The sequence below is a fragment of the Pelagicoccus albus genome, assembly GCF_014230145.1.
Lineage (GTDB): Bacteria > Verrucomicrobiota > Verrucomicrobiia > Opitutales > Opitutaceae > Pelagicoccus > Pelagicoccus albus.
The window spans coordinates 446,235-462,914 of the sequence record NZ_JACHVC010000012.1; the positions used below are offsets into that span (position 1 = coordinate 446,235).

14 protein-coding genes are annotated in these 16,680 nt (G+C 53.0%); 9 read left to right on the plus strand and 5 right to left on the minus strand.

Annotated features, from left to right (window positions below):
• Positions 1–123 precede the first annotated feature (123 nt).
• Entirely contained in the window at positions 124–1,137 is a 1,014-nt protein-coding gene (locus tag H5P27_RS11590) for a nucleoside hydrolase (RefSeq protein WP_185660553.1), read from the minus strand.
• A 54-nt stretch (positions 1,138–1,191) separates the two neighbouring features.
• On the opposite strand from H5P27_RS11590, the gene H5P27_RS11595 reads away from it, so the two are divergent.
• From H5P27_RS11595 to H5P27_RS11630, 8 genes are all read left to right on the plus strand, one after another.
• Entirely contained in the window at positions 1,192–2,658 is a 1,467-nt protein-coding gene (locus tag H5P27_RS11595) for an HTTM domain-containing protein (protein ID WP_185660554.1), read from the plus strand.
• Between the two features lie 153 nt (positions 2,659–2,811).
• Positions 2,812–3,990: a pyridoxal phosphate-dependent aminotransferase gene (locus H5P27_RS11600; RefSeq protein WP_185660555.1), complete on the plus strand. Its 1,179-nt coding sequence runs from the start codon at positions 2,812–2,814 to the stop codon at positions 3,988–3,990.
• Between the two features lie 124 nt (positions 3,991–4,114).
• Complete coding sequence (locus H5P27_RS11605) at positions 4,115–5,023, plus strand: isopenicillin N synthase family dioxygenase (RefSeq protein ID WP_185660556.1); 909 nt, start codon at positions 4,115–4,117, stop codon at positions 5,021–5,023.
• A 169-nt stretch (positions 5,024–5,192) separates the two neighbouring features.
• Positions 5,193–6,050, plus strand: a complete 858-nt coding sequence (locus H5P27_RS11610) for a DUF1206 domain-containing protein (RefSeq protein WP_185660557.1) — start codon at positions 5,193–5,195, stop codon at positions 6,048–6,050.
• Between the two features lie 65 nt (positions 6,051–6,115).
• Entirely contained in the window at positions 6,116–6,670 is a 555-nt protein-coding gene (locus H5P27_RS11615; protein ID WP_185660558.1) for an ATP--cob(I)alamin adenosyltransferase, read from the plus strand.
• Positions 6,671–6,768: 98 nt separating this feature from the next.
• Complete coding sequence (locus H5P27_RS11620) at positions 6,769–7,809, plus strand: lytic transglycosylase domain-containing protein (RefSeq protein ID WP_185660559.1); 1,041 nt, start codon at positions 6,769–6,771, stop codon at positions 7,807–7,809.
• 113 nt (positions 7,810–7,922) lie between these two features.
• Entirely contained in the window at positions 7,923–10,058 is a 2,136-nt protein-coding gene (locus H5P27_RS11625; protein ID WP_185660560.1) for a dynamin family protein, read from the plus strand.
• Positions 10,059–10,201: 143 nt separating this feature from the next.
• Positions 10,202–10,702, plus strand: a complete 501-nt coding sequence (locus tag H5P27_RS11630) for an FKBP-type peptidyl-prolyl cis-trans isomerase (RefSeq protein ID WP_185660561.1) — start codon at positions 10,202–10,204, stop codon at positions 10,700–10,702.
• Positions 10,703–10,761: 59 nt separating this feature from the next.
• On the opposite strand, the gene H5P27_RS11635 is transcribed toward H5P27_RS11630, so the two are convergent.
• Entirely contained in the window at positions 10,762–11,556 is a 795-nt protein-coding gene (locus H5P27_RS11635; RefSeq protein WP_185660562.1) for an SDR family NAD(P)-dependent oxidoreductase, read from the minus strand.
• Positions 11,557–11,841: 285 nt separating this feature from the next.
• On the opposite strand from H5P27_RS11635, the gene H5P27_RS11640 reads away from it, so the two are divergent.
• Positions 11,842–12,651: a DUF3667 domain-containing protein gene (locus H5P27_RS11640; RefSeq protein ID WP_185660563.1), complete on the plus strand. Its 810-nt coding sequence runs from the start codon at positions 11,842–11,844 to the stop codon at positions 12,649–12,651.
• Between the two features lie 14 nt (positions 12,652–12,665).
• Here the strand turns inward: H5P27_RS11640 and H5P27_RS11645 are convergent, their stop codons facing one another.
• The 3 genes from H5P27_RS11645 to H5P27_RS11655 form a co-directional block, all read right to left on the minus strand.
• The gene (locus tag H5P27_RS11645) at positions 12,666–13,787 is read right to left on the minus strand and encodes a PQQ-dependent sugar dehydrogenase (protein WP_185660564.1); all 1,122 of its coding nucleotides are present in this window, start codon (positions 13,785–13,787) and stop codon (positions 12,666–12,668) included.
• Positions 13,788–13,932: 145 nt separating this feature from the next.
• Positions 13,933–15,198: an ATP-binding protein gene (locus H5P27_RS11650; protein ID WP_185660565.1), complete on the minus strand. Its 1,266-nt coding sequence runs from the start codon at positions 15,196–15,198 to the stop codon at positions 13,933–13,935.
• Between the two features lie 132 nt (positions 15,199–15,330).
• Entirely contained in the window at positions 15,331–16,620 is a 1,290-nt protein-coding gene (locus H5P27_RS11655; protein ID WP_185660566.1) for an amidohydrolase family protein, read from the minus strand.
• Positions 16,621–16,680 lie beyond the last annotated feature (60 nt).

Genomic DNA, 16,680 nt, shown 5'->3' on the forward strand with positions numbered 1-16,680 from the left:
ATCAATCAGAAGAGCCTACGGACAAAACAAGGTCAAAGTCCGTCCAAGAGCAAATGTCGAATACCCCATATCTCAAAAGTTTCCTCTCCGTGACCATTCAGTGAATACAGAATCGCCTGCTCTCTATTCATCCGGAAGCAAAATTTCCATCAAATGCTCGATAAAACCGTCCGCATTCACTTCAAGTGGCACGGTCACTCTAGGTTTGCCAGACCAAGGCTCTAAGCCTTCCTGGAAACTGTAGGCAGCCCTGATACACTGGCCCGTAGCAATACCCTCCGTTACCACTCTCATGGGGCCACTCACCGTTTGGAATAAAGACGGCCGCAGTAGGTACATCAACGCCGACGAGTCATGGACAGGACAGCCATCCGATCCAGGTTCACGGCTCTCGTAGAAGGCCATGTAAAACTGATGGATATCGTGGAGGAAGGGGCCGTAATGAGCGTTCTCTTTGCATATCCGCTCAAGATTCGTCCGGCTCAAAAAGACTTTTAAGGTAACGTCCAACCCCACCATCGTGACCTGCCATGGAGATGTGAATACAAGGTCTGCCGCATGCGGATCGGAATAGATGTTTGCCTCTGCTACGGGGGTGACGTTTCCGGGTCGGTAGAGGACACCTCCCATGACGACGACCTCTTTCACCTTGTCGACGATACTCGGATCCAGAGCCAAGGCCTCAGCCAAATTCGTCAAAGGGCCTACCGCCATCAGAGTGACTTCCCCTGGAGACTCGTTGATCGATTGTACGATGAACTCAGAGGCCCTTACCGCAGCCGGTTTTAACTTAGGCTCTGGCAACGCAGTGTTTCCCAATCCGTCCGCTCCATGCACAAAATCCGGATGCTCCCTCGGCGGGATGACCGATGGTACCTCAGCTCCCCTCGCGACAGGAATAGGTTGTCCAGAAAGCTCAACCACTCTCAACGCATTGCCGGTGGTTGTATCCACATCCGCATTGCCGTACACTGTTGTGATTCCGATTAGCTCGATCTCCTTCGACTCTATTGCCAATATGAGTGCCAGCGAATCGTCGACCCCTGGGTCGCAGTCTATTATCAATTTCCTAGGATTTGTATTCACGTGCAGTCTTTTTGGGATCCATCCCTCTTGCGGTCTTCGGGTAATCTTCATGAACGACTATTTGGCCGTTGGCAACTCCCTCTCCTATTACTTTGATTCTGGTCGATGACGTTTGGGTCTAAATCAGCCAATACAGAGACTCTGGTCCCAACCGGAAGCAGCCCGATCACAGGGATTGGACTCGCCTGGGCGATCACCGGACTCATCCATCTTTTGACCTTTCAGTGGACTTTGCCTACGAGCTGGTCTGGAGCGGTTTTCTGCTTTTCGACAATTCTTCTACTCTTCAAGCCTAGCTCCTTTAGGCACCTCACCATCTTCCTCGCAAGCGTAGCCATCCTCCTCGGCCTGAACTATGAAAACGCCTCCAACCACCTTGTATTGGAATTCTGGATTTCGGCGTCATCTTTACTTTCAATCAGTTACCATTTCCTGATTTTTGATCGAACGAAACGAAGAGAGTTAAGTATCCTGAGCATTGCTGCCTTCGCCCGCCTCCAATACCTTCTGATTTTCTTTTTCGCTGTATTATCAAAGCTGAACTCAGACTTCTTCGACCCCGACTGGAGCTGTGCATCTTTGTTTGCGAAGCAGACGATAGAGTTCCTAAAATTGGATACGATCTCCTTTGGATTGCTGGACCCAAGCAGAGAATCAATCCGAATCTCAGCAATCTACTTAACGCTCACTTGCGAAATAGCCATCCCTTGCCTGCTGATAGCCAAGAAGACAAGGCGGCTAGGCATCTATGTCGCCCTAGCTTTCCACTTCGCAATGGGGTTCATTCCTATTCTCGGGATAAGCAGCTTCTCCTCTCTTAGCTTTACACTCCTGCTCTTCTTTTTCCCAAGGTCTGCCTTATCGCTTCTCGATTCGAATATTAGTTCGATAGTGGCACCCTTCCGACGTCGACGAGCAACAAAAGCAGCCTGTTCCCTCATCGTTTTACTTACCCTTTCATTGGCTATCTACCTACATCAAAGCTACTTTCATCCCGCTGTCACACCTATAGCCAAATGGCTCTGGCTAAGCCTTAGCCTCCCCTTGCTCTGGCTCGCTTTTCGCGCCCTGAGAGCTACTCACCCAAACCGTCAGGACCAAGAGCCAGCGAAAGACCATTTCCTTCCTCAACCCCGGACTCTTGCTTCTCTCAATTTACCCGTAGTCATCCTAGGACTACTTCCTTATCTCGGCCTACAAACACAAGGATCCTTCACCATGTTTAGCAATTTGCGGATCCTTGGAGCTCAACCCAACCTTTTCCTAGCGAATGGCCCGCTGCTTGAAAGCAATTTGGAATTGATCGAAGTGCTCTCTTCGAATCATCCAGAATTCGAATCGTACCCAAACTCCAACAAACTGATAACAAGCCACGAATTTCGCCGCAAAGCACCACGCTACAACGGCGATTTCCATATTCTGTGCGAATACCAGGGCGAGATTATATTGATCGGTCGATTCGAGGGGCAACTCACCCCGCACCCTCTCTTGCTTCCTCTATCGCCTGCTGTGACACGTTGGATCCGCTTTCGCGACGTATCCACCAATGAACACTGTGAATGTGCTTGGTAAGGAGAGAGAAAATAACGGGCTACCCCAAGTCGCTCTATGAAGTTCTCTTCGGCGATCAATTTGAAGCGCCCACCTAACTCACAATAACTCGACCCGAGCAACCGGGCTGGCAATACAGTATTTTCCAACCTGCTCTGGACGCGAAAAGATCTCATGGCGCCTGAACTGCTCGAGGCGATCTTGCACCAAAAAAAGATGTCTATGAACCGACGCGACTGGATTAAAAACGCCGCGATAGCGGGTGGAAGCCTAACGCTTCCCTCCCTCATGCGAGCACAAGCACAACCGACTGCTAAGAAAAGCGGCATAGGAGACAGCACCTATGACTTCATCAATCTTAGCATCAATGAGAACCAATGGGGTCCTTCGCCAAAGGCGATCAAGGCGATGGAGGAGAAAGTACGCTTCGCATACGAATACCCAGGAGTTCCTTTTCAAAAGCTGAGATCGGAGATCGCCGAGAGAAGCGGCGTTGAAGCTGATCAAGTGTTGGTGGGCGCCGGTTCATCTGACATCTTGATGTCCACGTCTTACGTTTTCGGAAAAGACAACAGCTCGATCGTTTGCTCGGATCCGACCTTCGGCGACCTTATCCGTTGGTCGAAACGACATGGCACCGAAATCATCAGCATTCCATGGAGTGAGGAGAGGAAGCCGGATCTACCTAAGATTCTTGCTTCCATCCGAGAAGATACTGGCCTGATCTACATCTGCAACCCGGAGAACCCCACCGGAACCTTCTTGGAAAAGGAAGCGCTGAAGGACTTCTGCCGCGAAGCTTCCAAAAAGTGCCCAGTATTCGTGGACGAAGCCTATATCGACTTCGCAGCGGACGCGGAGTCTCTCACCATGATGGAGCTAGTGCGAGAGGGCCTTCCCATCATCGTTTGCCGCACTTTCTCCAAGGCTCATGGACTTGGCGGAATGCGTATCGGCTACGCGGTTACAAGCCCTGAAATTGCTAAACAAATCGGGGAGAATTATGTTTCCGGAGTTGTCGGTGGATCCTCCCATGTTTCTCTGGAAGGTGCGAGAGCTGCCTACGCCGATGAGGAGTGGATTTCATATGTTCGCGAGCAAACGAAAAAAGTGCGCGACGACTTCATGAGCTTTTGCGACAGCATCGGTCAGGAGTACATCCCTTCGCACACGACCTTCATGCTTTTACCCGTCAAGAAGGACTCGAAGATGATCGCGGATACCCTCTATGCTGCCACGAAAATCAAAATCAGTCCTCGCATGATTCACGGGCAAAACTACCTCCGCATCAGCATGGGAAATCCCGCTCAGATGGATTTGCTCAAAACCGGGCTGAGACTGGTGCTGAGCTAGACCAGATAGCGACATTCCTACCATTAAGTCCGGATCGGGCAAGCTTCACTGCCCATCCGGACTTCAACCTCCCGAGCTAGAACTGACTCTAACTCGACCAAAACATTCCCGAGAAATCTCCTGCATGCAAAAACTCCCCATCATCGATTTCACCCCCTTCCTCCAGGAAGGTCCTGAAGGCCGTCAAGCTGTCGCAAACGCCATCGTCTCCGCCGCTCGGGAGGTAGGCTTTTGCTACGTGAAAAACTTTGGCATGTCACAGGACTTCATGGATGCCGCCTTCGCAGTGAGCGAGGCCTTTTTCAAAAACCCAGCCAAAACCTCAACCCCTTTTAAGGTGGAGTTGAATCATGGATACGGCGGCTTGAAAGGTGAAGCCCTAGACCCAAGTAAACCAGCTGACCTGAAAGAAACGCTGACCTTGCGTGACGTCGCCAAAACCCCAAGCGGAGCAGACTATTGGGTTAATCCGGAATTCGAGGCTTTCATGCGTTGCCTCTACGCCTCCATGCGTCGCTCAGCCTCGACCATCATGCAGGCCTTCGCAATGGGCCTAGAATTGCCGGTAGATTATTTTGACCAAAGGCATAGTGGCGAAGTGCAAACCTTGCGGCTCTTGCACTACCCACCTTGTAAATTCGTTTCGGAAGGGCAGCTCGGAGCTGGAGAACACACAGACTACGGAACCCTCACCGTGCTTTTCCAAGACAACAAAGGAGGACTTCAAGTCCAGGGACTAGATGGCGAGTGGATCGATGCCCCGCCTATTCCCGGAACCGCGGTAATCAACACAGGAGATTTGATGGCTCGTTGGAGCAATGACACACTGCGTTCCACACCGCATCGGGTCATACCCAGACCTGCCGCCATGAAAGAAGGCAGGCAATCCATCGCCTTCTTCAGCGACCCGGATAGCGATGTATTGATCGAGCCCTTCGCCACCTGCGTCTCAGAAAAGAAGCCCGCCCTCTACCCTCCGGTGACTGCGGGCGACTACATCATGGGACGCATCAAAGCCAGCCAAGCCAAGTAGGCTCTCCATCCAAGGGAGGGGCGCGGCGTTCCCATTTCATTGTGCAAGGAAGCAACAAGCACCCCCTTGCAGGATACCGAATCCGACCTGACCGGACCTTCTAAGACCGGTGGTTCTGAAGGGCTTACGAGAGCTGGCACAAGATAGGCAATACTCGGCGTGAAAACCGATGAGCTCACTCGCCACTGATATTATCTCTCCCAAGTCCTCCAAGACTACATCGTCAAATGGTCCCAACCACGAGGCGCCCGGCTACTTAGTGGTTCTGGCAAAAGCCGGTTACGCCGCTCGCGGGTTGATTTACCTCATCATTGGTGCGCTAGCATTTCTGCAAGCCACGGGCCACGGCGGCGAAAAGACAGACTCCAAAGGCGCTGTACAAACGCTGCTCGAGGCTCCTGGTGGATCCCTTCTAATCTGGATATTGGCCGCTAGTCTATTGGGCTACTCTACGTGGAGACTGGTCCAAGCAGTGACGGATGCAGACAGGCACGGACGAAACGGTAAAGCACTCACAATCAGAGCAGGATTGCTCATCAGCGCTACAACCCACCTCATTCTAGCTTACTCCTCAGTCAAGATCGCCCTCAATCTGGGAGGCAGTAGCGGCGGCTCGTCAGAGAGCCTAGTCGCTACCGTAATGAGCTGGCCGGGAGGTCCTTGGATCGTCGCTTTAATTGGGCTGGGCATCGCCGTCGCGGGAGTGGCTCACACCATGAAGGCGCTCGAAGAGAAATACAAAGAACACCTCAAGATGGACAAGACGGTGATGCGAAAGCTCAATCCCATCTGTAAGTTTGGACTCATAACTCGTGGTTTCTCGTTCATCGTGCTGGCCGGCATGTTTTTGTTCGCTTCCGTCACGCAAGACGCCGATGAGGCAGGCGGTTTGAAGGACGTGCTCATCACCGTATCGGATCAAGTCTTTGGCCCTTGTCTCCTAGGCTTCCTCGGCATAGGGCTTTTCGCCTTTGGAATCTACAGTCTTACCGAATCCGTGTATCGTAAAATCCGTTACAACTCCTAACAGAGCCGACAGGAAATTCGTAGAGTTTGATTGATCTGGCCTAAGCTATCGAATAATCGGATTGGATGAAGCTAAAGATCAGCCGCAACGTCGACGAAATCTGCTATCCCTACATATACGAACTGTCGTTAAAATGCGACTACGAGGTTTTGACCGATCATATGTGCCGTCAGGTAGGATCGATCCTAGCCGCCTTGCCTGACGAGTTTTCCGAAATCCGCGAGGAACTGGAGGCATTGCAGCCGATGATCTATCATCTAAACGGATCCATTCGCGGCAAGCTTGCCGTTCGAGAAGAAGACCTCATTTGGCTGCGCGATTGCTACGTCCGCCACAAAGACAGCGTATCCGACATTCTGAAAACGTTCGTTCTCCCTCGCGGGGAAGCGCCCATCCCTCAGCTCAACGAAGCGAGTTCGGAAGCTAAAAAAGCTATCCGGCTTATGGTTCGTCTCCACGCAGAGGAGCAGGTCCAAGTTCCCGAAGTCCTGCACCGCTTCTGCAACGTCCTTTGCAACTACTACTTCATCTTGACCATCGTGATCAACAAGGCTCGCGGCCTAGAGGAACTCCCCTTCCAAAGCGAAAGCTACGCCAGAATTCCTTATCGCCAGAAGTAACTAGAAAATTGCACAGGAAGTCGCAACCACGAGGAACTAAACCTCCAGAAACGAGACTCCAATAGACGCTGCCCTAACAAACCCACCCTACACAGGAAATGTTCCCAAAACTGATTCGTATAGTCCTAGTAGCCCTTGCAACAAGCGGAGTGTCATCTCCCTTGGGTGCCCAAGTCTCCGAGGAGACCGTCGAGGAATTGCTACGGATCGGCCAGGGAATCTGGGAAGACTACGCACCGCCAGAACTGCAGGAGGAATACCGACTCCCCACCATGGAGGAGATCGAGGAATTTCTTCGAGCTTTCGAGTCCGATTTAGAGCAAGGCAATGTTCAGCAGCTGGCCGCTTACGCGCCGCAAGCTCGCATCGCCCTCACCGCCCTACGCCAATTCCAAGGAGGTGACTCTCTCGCTGACTGGCTCGAGCCGCGTATCGACTATTTGGAGGCAGCCCAAATGGTAGTATCCCGCCCTCCAGTTCCGAAGCCAACTCCCGAACAGCCCAAGACACCCCCTCTCGCCCCTCAATACACACAATCCTATTGGTTGGAAAAAATGGCTTCCCGCCCCATGCCCGAGAAGGCGAAACGCTACATGCCAGTCTTCAAAAAGGCATTTCGCGAAAAAGGTGTTCCCGCCGAGCTCGCTTGGTTGTCCGAGGTGGAGTCCTCGCTCAATCTGCATGCTCGCAGCCCGGTCGGAGCCTACGGTCCCTTCCAATTCATGCCTCCCACCGCCGAACGTTTCGGGCTGAAAGTCGGCTCACCCGATGAACGGGCCGACCCTCGCAAGAGCGCCACCGCGGCGGCCACCTACCTTTCGATCCTCTACAAACAATTCCAGTCCTGGCCCCTCGCGATCGCTGCCTACAACGCCGGGGAAGGTCGAGTCGGGCGAACGCTGGAAGCAGCCAAGGCGACGACCTTCGAAGAAATCGCACTCAAGCTGCCAGCCGAGACACGCATGTACGTCCCTAAAGTCCTCGCCACTGTTAGCGCCCGAGAATCAATCGACGCCTCGCAACTGCCCGGGTTAGCATTGCTTCCCCGTCAACATGAAGAGAACTCCGTATCCATTCTTCTCGCGCAAATTGAACAAGTGGACCAAGCTGCGAAATCACACTGGAGGGAGCCTCGTTGAACCGATGGGGAGTCGGAGCTGGAAAACATCCACCAATGCTCAGCGCCCTACCCTAAGCCAAGACCCAGAGGACACCGCCCTGCCGGAAGCAGATCACCCAAGGAAGGAAAATTATGAGAACCGAAATTCGAACATTTTGCGAAGAATACGCCCAACAACTGGACCCATTTGAGCAGGGACTGCAAAGCGCCCTCAAGAAGCTGCCGGAGAACACCGACGACCCTCTCCTGAAACAGTGGCGCATGCGGCTGCAAGAAGTCGCGCACAGGGCAGAAACGCTCAGCGGCAAGATCGCTCAGCAACAAGCCTTTCTCTTGATCTTTGGCCCCCTCAAAAGCGGGAAGTCTACTTTGATGAACGCCATCAGCGGAGCCTACGTCAGCGAGGTATCCAGTCTTCCTGCCTATCCGGCTCTCGTACATGTCAAACACGGGGAGAGGCGAGCCTTTCAAGCAACCGACTACGCCGGCAAGAAAACCGATTTCCCGGATAGCTCTGCCATGTCGAAAGCGATCCACAAAAGCCATCAGGAACTGGCTGACAAAATCCTAGAAGTGGAACGAGACGGCGAGGTCTTCGAGCCGCATAGCCATTTCCCCTCCGCTATCCGCCGTATGGAGGTAGTCACACCAGCCGAATCCTTGGCGGAATCGGGTTCCGTGCTGGTAGATACTCCCGGACTATACACCAGAATGCGTTTCGGATACGATGTCATGACTCGCGATTTCCGAGACAACGCAGCTTGCGCCATCTTCGTCGTGAAGAGCGATAACCTCTTTTTCGAAAAGGTCTTCGAAGAGTTTAACGAACTGCTCGGCCACTTCAGCCGCATTTTCCTAGTGGTCAACATTGATAGCTCAAAACAGGATCTGCAACCAAACGGCGAGCTGAAGCCGAGCCTCGAAAGCCGAGATCCCAAAGCAGTCACCGACGCCTTCCAATCGCTCGCCATGTCGGCTCCCTTGCGTGAAGCCTACGACCGAGGAAACCTAAACGTCTACACCATCGACCTTCTCAAGGCGGCCTCCGCACGCCTCAAGGCTGCCAGCGGTGAGTCGGAAGAATCTGCTGCCGCGAGCGATGAGAACTTCGACCGTTTCCTGGGAGACCTGACAGATTATCTCAACAGCAGCGACTACCTGCGGGAATTCATGCACGACAGCGTGCGGGTCGGAGAGAATTTGCAGGGGGAGGTATCCAACGTGGCTTCCGTTGAAGCCCCGCAACATCTTCGAAGCGAGGCCGAAAAATGGGAAAGCCTGCTCAAGGAAACATCCACTCGACTCGCCGCCCTGGAGCAGTTGCAAAAGATCGACTGGAGGGCCGCCTTCGAAGACATTCACACCGAAAAGGACCGCCTGCTAGCGAGTTTCTCCGAGCGAAATGGGGACGAGCTCAGCCAAAAGTTAAGCGAGTCGATCGACGAATGGATGGCAACTGACGACAGTTTAAGAGCCCTCAGAGATGACCACCTAAACAAGCACATCGAAAGCGAAACCGCGGGCGACACCGAGAAGATCCTCCAGCACCTAAAGGAGCGAATGGAAACGCGAAACCTAGGAGCCCATTTCTCAAACGAAGAGGCCAAAGCATTCGAAGAAGCCGGGATACGCATGGACCAAATAGCCCCCGACCTGCTGGAAAAGCTGGTAGGCGAAGAGGCTCCGGCTCCTCCTCGCATTCCCATGGATCCGGAACACATGCCCATCAAGCGCGGATTCTGGGACGTCGTTCTCTTCCGCAGCAAGGACTCCGTCCGCCGCAAGCTCTTCGGCCCCAATGGAACCGAATTCGTCGCCTCCGCCAAAAAAGCCAAGTACATCGGAGAGCAGCAACAGGAGGAACTCCGGCAGCGGCTGAAAGATTTCCCAGAGGCAGAACTGCCCGAGATCCAAAGCAACTACGTTACCGAGCTACTGGAAAGCTACGTGCAGCAATTGAGCTCCGCCCTGGAGGAGCGTTGCCAGAGCATGGAAGTCGAAGCTCGCGAGACTAAGGAGCGCTGCGAGCAAGAGCTAAGGGCGAACCTTGAAGCCCAACGCATCTTCGAAGCCTTAGCCAAGACGAACAGCTCGTTCGCGAGCGGAATGACCGAGCTACGCCAACGCTACGGAGCCCAAGACGAATCCCTCGAGGCAGGAGGAGAGCAGGAGGGACAAGCCGTTCCAGTGAGCGAAGCAGAGGTAATGGCAGCCGCCGCAGCTCAAACCATAGCCGGTGAGCCAGAGGACGAGGACCGCCCTGCCTAGAGCGAAGAGTTCAATCGAATCAATTACCCAACGAGCCCTGCCCTGAGCAGGGCTCTTTTCGTTTCACCAATCCCAATTAACTCCCGCCCCTCCGCCTTTCGCTAGACCTCGGCCAGCTCAACGTACAAGGTAGGCATCCAGCAATGATCGATACGACCCGAACACATTTTCCTTCACTTGCCCTACTAGCAATGCTCACCCTCTTCCTAGGGCTAAACTCGCCACTTCAAGCGGGTGGCTTAAGCAAACGCGAACGGAGAGAAGCAGAAAAGGCCTTTCTCGAACAAAACGCCCTTCGTCCCGAAATTATAACTACACGTTCGGGTCTCCAGTACGAGATCCTACAGAAAGGTACACGCGTCGACACTCCCAGATATCGCCAAAAGATAACCCTGCACTATGAAGGATCGTTTGTGGACGGGACCGTATTTCAAACCACTCGAAAACAATCAAAGCCGCTGAGCATACGTCTCGAAAACGTAGTGCCTGGCTGGATGGAGGGGATAAAGCTGATGAGCCCCGGCGACAAATATCGTTTCTATATTCCTAGCAAACTTGGTTACGGTCCCTTTCAGAATAAGGACATCCCCGGACACTCAGTCCTTGTATTCGAAATCGAACTCTTCGCGATAAACGGCAAGTAGGCTCTTTCGGAAGCCAAGTCCGCTGCGAGGAAGCTTCGTATTGGAATGATAGAGACAGGCTAAAAGGCTGATTTTACGACGCCGCCATCAACACGCAAAGCCGCTCCGTTGGTAGCGGAAGACCGTTCGCTGGAAACATAAGCAACCATATTGGCCACCTCCTCTACGTCAGCGAAACGCTGCAGGAGCGACGTCGGTCGCATCTCCTTGAAAAACTGTTCTGAAACTTCATCAGTCGTCTTGCCGCTTTGGCTTGCCAAACTCTCGACGAATCCGGCGACTCCCTCCGAGTAAGTAGGCCCAGGCAGTACGGAATTGACTGTGACATTAGTCCCCTTCGTCAATTCTGCCAGACCACGCGATACCGCGAGTTGAGCCGTCTTTGACATTCCGTAATGAATCATCTCTTCCGGAATGTTTATGGCGGACTCACTGGATATGAAGATGACGCGTCCCCAGTTTCGATCCAACATTCCTCGCAAATAGTGGCGAGCCATGCGGACTCCACTCATCACATTCACGTCGAAGAACTGCTGCCAGTCCGCATCTGCGATCTCAAAGAAATCTTTCGGATCAAAAATAGAGGTATTATTCACCAAAATATCAACCGACGGAATTGATTGGAAGAGCTTTTGAATTTGATCTACATCGGACAAATCCGCTACCGCCGGCAGGGCCTTACCCGTGGAAATCGACGTATTTAAGCGACCAATCGCGTCGTTCACGCGGCCCTCGCTGCGGCCGTTCACATAAACAGTCGCTCCTTCCGATTTCAATGCCGCGGCAATTGCAAATCCAATACCTTGAGTCGAGCCCGTCACCAGAGCAGTCTTATCGCTTATCCCCAAATTCATATTATCCCCTTGTTTTGTTGTATGCAGGGAATCGACGGTCCGCCGAAGCGTTTGCCTGCACTCAATGCAAATGTATTGGACTCCCCTCCTCACGCGGAAGTCCATTGTATCCTATTTCTTATTACATACAAACGAACCAGTTCAAATACTCAATCACTCCACTATTCCTGTGAGAAGCTAACTAACCACGAGCCTAGACTGTGGGTAGATTCGGATGAACCCACTTCACTTGGCTAATTTCCTGCTGAAGCAGGGTTTCACAGGACATGGGAAAGCCCCGAAGCCATGAGCGACCACGAAACTCACGATCAACGCTGCAAAAATTGCGATAACCCCTTGCGAGGGGAATATTGCAGCAACTGTGGACAGAGGGACATCGACTTTCGGGAGGACTGGCGGGGGCTAACGAGTGACTTCTTCTCCTCAATGTTCAACTTGGATGGGAGAGTTCCCCAGGGCGTGTTTACACTCTTCTTTCGCCCGGGCCTCAACGCCCAACTCTTTCTCCAAGGAAAACGAGCAAGCCAGATACCGCCGCTTCGTTTCTACCTGTTTTCAAGTTTGATCTACTTCATTTGGTTTAGTTCTGGAGACGGAATCACTTTCTTCGAGGAAGCTGCCAACGGAGCTGAAGCATTTGGAACCCATGACAACGACTTAGAGAAAATAATTTCCCTAAAGTTCGAAGACCCTTCCGCGGTCCAAGCTGAATTCAACACTTGGCTACCTCGGGTTTTCCTATTGAGCGTACCGGCACTAGCGCTGGTGACTCGCCTACTCTTCCGAAAGCGGGGCTACGTGCTTCTTGAACACGTCGTGATCGCTATGCAACTCCTGACCTTCGCGATGCTATGGACGCTTCTGAGCGCCGCACTCACTTGGGCAATATCGCTGGCATCTACTGAGACAGCCAATGTGATAGAGCACGTCCTACCAATCTGGATACTCATCTATCCGATCCTCGCATTCAGAAGAATTTTTGAACTGAGCTGGACGAAAGCGATTCTCGTAAATCTACTCCTATTTCCCCTCTTCAACGCTCTCTTCGCAGTGGGAGCAGTCCTCGTCTTAGCCCTCGCTATGTGGCTATCTTGACGAAGTCATTCAACCTACTCCGGCAGGATCCGAAACACACCTCGGCCTTCGAGTGATACATAAATGTATCCGTCCGGAGCTTGACGCACGTCACGCACACGGCCCTCTCCCTCCAGAAGCTTCTCGCGGGCAACCACTTCTCCCTTTTCGAAGATCACTCTTTCCAGATAAGCGAACTTCAGCGATCCCACAAGCAGGCTGTCCTTCCATTCTGGATACTTATCGGAGGTCACAAAAGCCATTCCACTTGGAGCGATAGAGGGAACCCAAAAGAACAATGGCGGTTCGCCACCTTCCAAAGAGGTTTTATCCGTGATCGGAGTACCGCTATAGTTGATACCGTAGGTCGCCACCGGCCAGCCGTAGTTGGCCCCCTTTTTGATTACGTTAATCTCGTCTCCGCCACGAGGGCCGTGCTCATGCACCCAGACTGCGCCAGTCTCCGGATTGATCGCCATCCCTTGTGGATTACGGTGTCCGTAGCTGTAGATGGCTTCCTTAGCATTAGGTTGCCCTACGAAGGGGTTATCCTCAGGAATCGATCCGTCGTCGTGTAGCCGATAGATTTTACCGCCATCGCGGGTAATGTCCTGCGGATTTTCGTCGCGAGCGCCGCGGTCCCCCACAGAGAAATACATGAAACCATCCGCATCGAATGCGATACGAGAGCCAAAGTGATGCCTCCTGCCCGTGTTGGGAGTCGCCTTGTAAAGCGTCTCTTGTTCGATGAGCTGGCTACCCTCCAACTTGCCTCTCATGATCTCCGTATTGCTCCCATCGCCTCCGCCCGCAGGAGAAGAGAAGCTCAAATAGATCCAACCATTTGTTTCGTAATCAGGATGCAGCACTACATCGAGCAATCCGCCCTGCCCGCCATCCTGTATCTCCGGCAAGCCTTCGACTCGGGTGGATTCGCCATCATGAAAGTGAATTAGCTCTCCTGACCTCTCAGTGATCAGCATGCTGCCATCCGGAAGGAACGCCATACCCCAAGGCACGACCACATCCGATACGACCTGCTCCCAAGTGATACCGGAGTCCGCTGGGGCTAGGGCCTTGATTTCAGTTTCGATTTGCTCTGCGCAGCCAACAACTGGCGCGAGCGAGAGAAGTGCAGGTAGGAGGATTTTCTTCATGTCAGGATAGCTTGTTCAGGGTAGAACTCTGAAAAGAGGGTGAGCACATTGAGTCTAGGCCATTTAACTGAATTACGAGCCAAGGCTCTGATCAAAGGCAAAAATTCCGCAAAGCCATCGAGTCCTCTAAAAGATGGATCTCCCTCTAGCTCAATAAACTAGCAGGAATTCGCAAAGTGACCTTTAGTCCGTCTCTTCGCGGCGATTCCAAGGTGAAGCCTATTCCCAGCAGGGCGCAAAGGCGACTCACCAATGAAAGCCCTAGCCCCATGCCCTGCTGCTCGTGAATCTCTCGGTCAAATTGCACAAAATCGTCAAGCCGCTCGATCTGCTCTTGGGTCATGCCGCGCCCATGATCTCGAACGATCAATCGGTAACCGGCTTTCTCTCGCGAGCCCTCGATACTGATCACAGTTCCTGGAGAGGAGAACTTGGCGGCATTTTCCAGCAGCTCCCCAAGCATCGCAGAAAAGTGACCTTCGGGACTAGCCACCAAAACAGGTTCAACGGACACCTCTAAATCCGACCACCTGTTTTCCAAGGCCGCCACGTCACACAAAGCCGAATCCACCGAGCTTTTCAAAGAAATTGGATCACAGTCTCTCAGAGCCAATATCTCGTCACGATCCGATGCAATTATCTGTAACTCGTTAAGCATGCAGAGCCGCCTAACGGAACGGTCAAGCCGCTCGCCGCTCAGACATAGGAAATCGAGGATTCGGGCCACTTCGTCCTCAGGCAAAACCTTCCAATTCTTCCATAGAATCTTTGAAAACCCAACCAGACCGTTCAGAGGCGTGCGCAGCTCGTGAGGGATCGATCGCTTCAGACAATTCTTCAGCTCCTCCATCGACCGCTCCATCGTGTTGTTGAGAGATCTGATCTCATGGTCAGACTGCCGAGTCTTGTTGCGAGAATCGTGAAGCCGGATCTGATCCTCCACAAAACAAGCCAGATCCTTCAGGTCACGCAGCTCTTCAGGAGAGAAGCTTCGCGGTTTCCAATCCACTAAACAGAAACTCCCGATCGCGGAGTGCTCCTGAGCCATGAGCGGAACTCCCGCATAAAACCGTATTCCAGGATCCCCCACCACCATAGGGTGTTCCTTGAAACGGGGATCCTTGGTGGCATCCTCCACGACAACCGGCTGATCCGGACTTGCGATGGTGTGAGCGCAAAAGGCCATCTCCCTCGTGGTCTCCCTCACATCAATCCCATAGCAAGATCTGATGAACTGCTTGTCCTTGCCAATCAAAGTTACCAAGGCCACCGGAACGCCAAACCGTCTCGCCGCAAAGGCGCTAATCCGGTCAAACGCATCGTCGGGCGGCGTATCCAAAAGCCCAAATCCCTGCAGCGCCCGCAGGCGGAACTCTTCATCTTGAGGGATTGGAATCTCAACACGCGACACCTTAAACCGAGAACCCTAAACACCACCAATGTCAAATCCACCTAGGGGATTGCAGAGAGTAGCTCCAACCCGCTCCCTCTGCCAGAGCAACACTGCCATCTCGCCCTGATAACCGCCACGAAACCCTCAGCCTCATTCCGCTTGAGTCGAAGCATGCCTCTTCCGCATTTCTGAGATGCGTTCCTCCACCTCTTTGGCCAAGGGCAGCAAATCAAAGTCCACCGGCTCTCCGCTCGACACAACTTTGGCGCCGCCTACGTAGACCGATTCGATGTTGGCTGAGCTGCATGAAAAAACAAGGTGAGCGGGGATATCCCAAATCGGACCTGTGATAGGAGACTGAGGATCAACCACCAGGAAATCGGCAAACTTCCCTTCCTCCAAAGAACCCACAAACGCGTCGACCCCTAACGTTTTCGCCGTTTGGATGGTGTGAAGCCGAAGAATATCGATTGGCTGCAACCCATCGCTATTCTCGTCTCTCATTCGCAACGCATACAGACCCATTCTTAGATTTTCGAAGGGATCGGAGATGTCTGCGCTCGCTTGCCCATCAACTCCCATTCCAACCTTTAGACCGCTCTCGAGGTAGGTTGATATATCCGGCAATCCGGACCCCAGTCTTCCGTTTGACAAAGGATTCCAAATCATTCCCGCCCCGGCTTCCGCGCTTTCAGAGAGAATGGTATCATCCACATGGATAAAATGGGCAAAGGTTGCTCGACCACTTGGAACGCCCGCTTCCCGGTACCCCGGCCAGGCCGAACGATCCATTTCTTGGCGTCCCGACTGTTCGAGGTAGTGGAGCTGGTAGTTGATGTCCAAAGCCTCTGCCAACTCTACCTGAGCGGCAGCCACTGAAGGTGGTCCGTAGGGACGTAGATTCAGAGCGAGGCTGAGGAAGTTTTTGGTGGGGACCTGCTTGGACTCGGCCATCAAGTCCACGAAACGTTGCTTCCAAACCGAAGGTTCCTCCGCAAGATCGACGCAGCTGGAGAATACGAAGCGTTGGGGCACATCCATCTCCCCATCGAGCTGCTCTACGAAAATGGCGTAATCATGATCCAACCAATGCGTATGATTGTAAGTAGTGGTAACCCCATGACATAGCTGATCCCAGGCTCCGTGAGCGGTGAAAGCCTTCATATCCCCCGTCGCGAAATCGCTTCCATAGGTGCGATGAATCGCATCCAACCAAGGCCAGAGCTCCCCATCCGGAGCGATACCCCGAAATGCGCTCTGCCAGAGATGGCTATGGCCTGAGACGAATCCTGGCATCAGGATTTTCCCCTCGAGCGAAACAACTTCTATTTCTCCTGCGAGGATATTTTCGCTGGGACTCCCCTCCCCCAAATCGGTGATGTATCCATCATCGCTGACAAGCATCCACCCCTCCTCGTAGGCTGACGTATTCTCAGTCATTGGCACGATCGCGACATCCCGGAATAGCGTGTCCGCACCCACCAAAGTCCCAAAGAATGA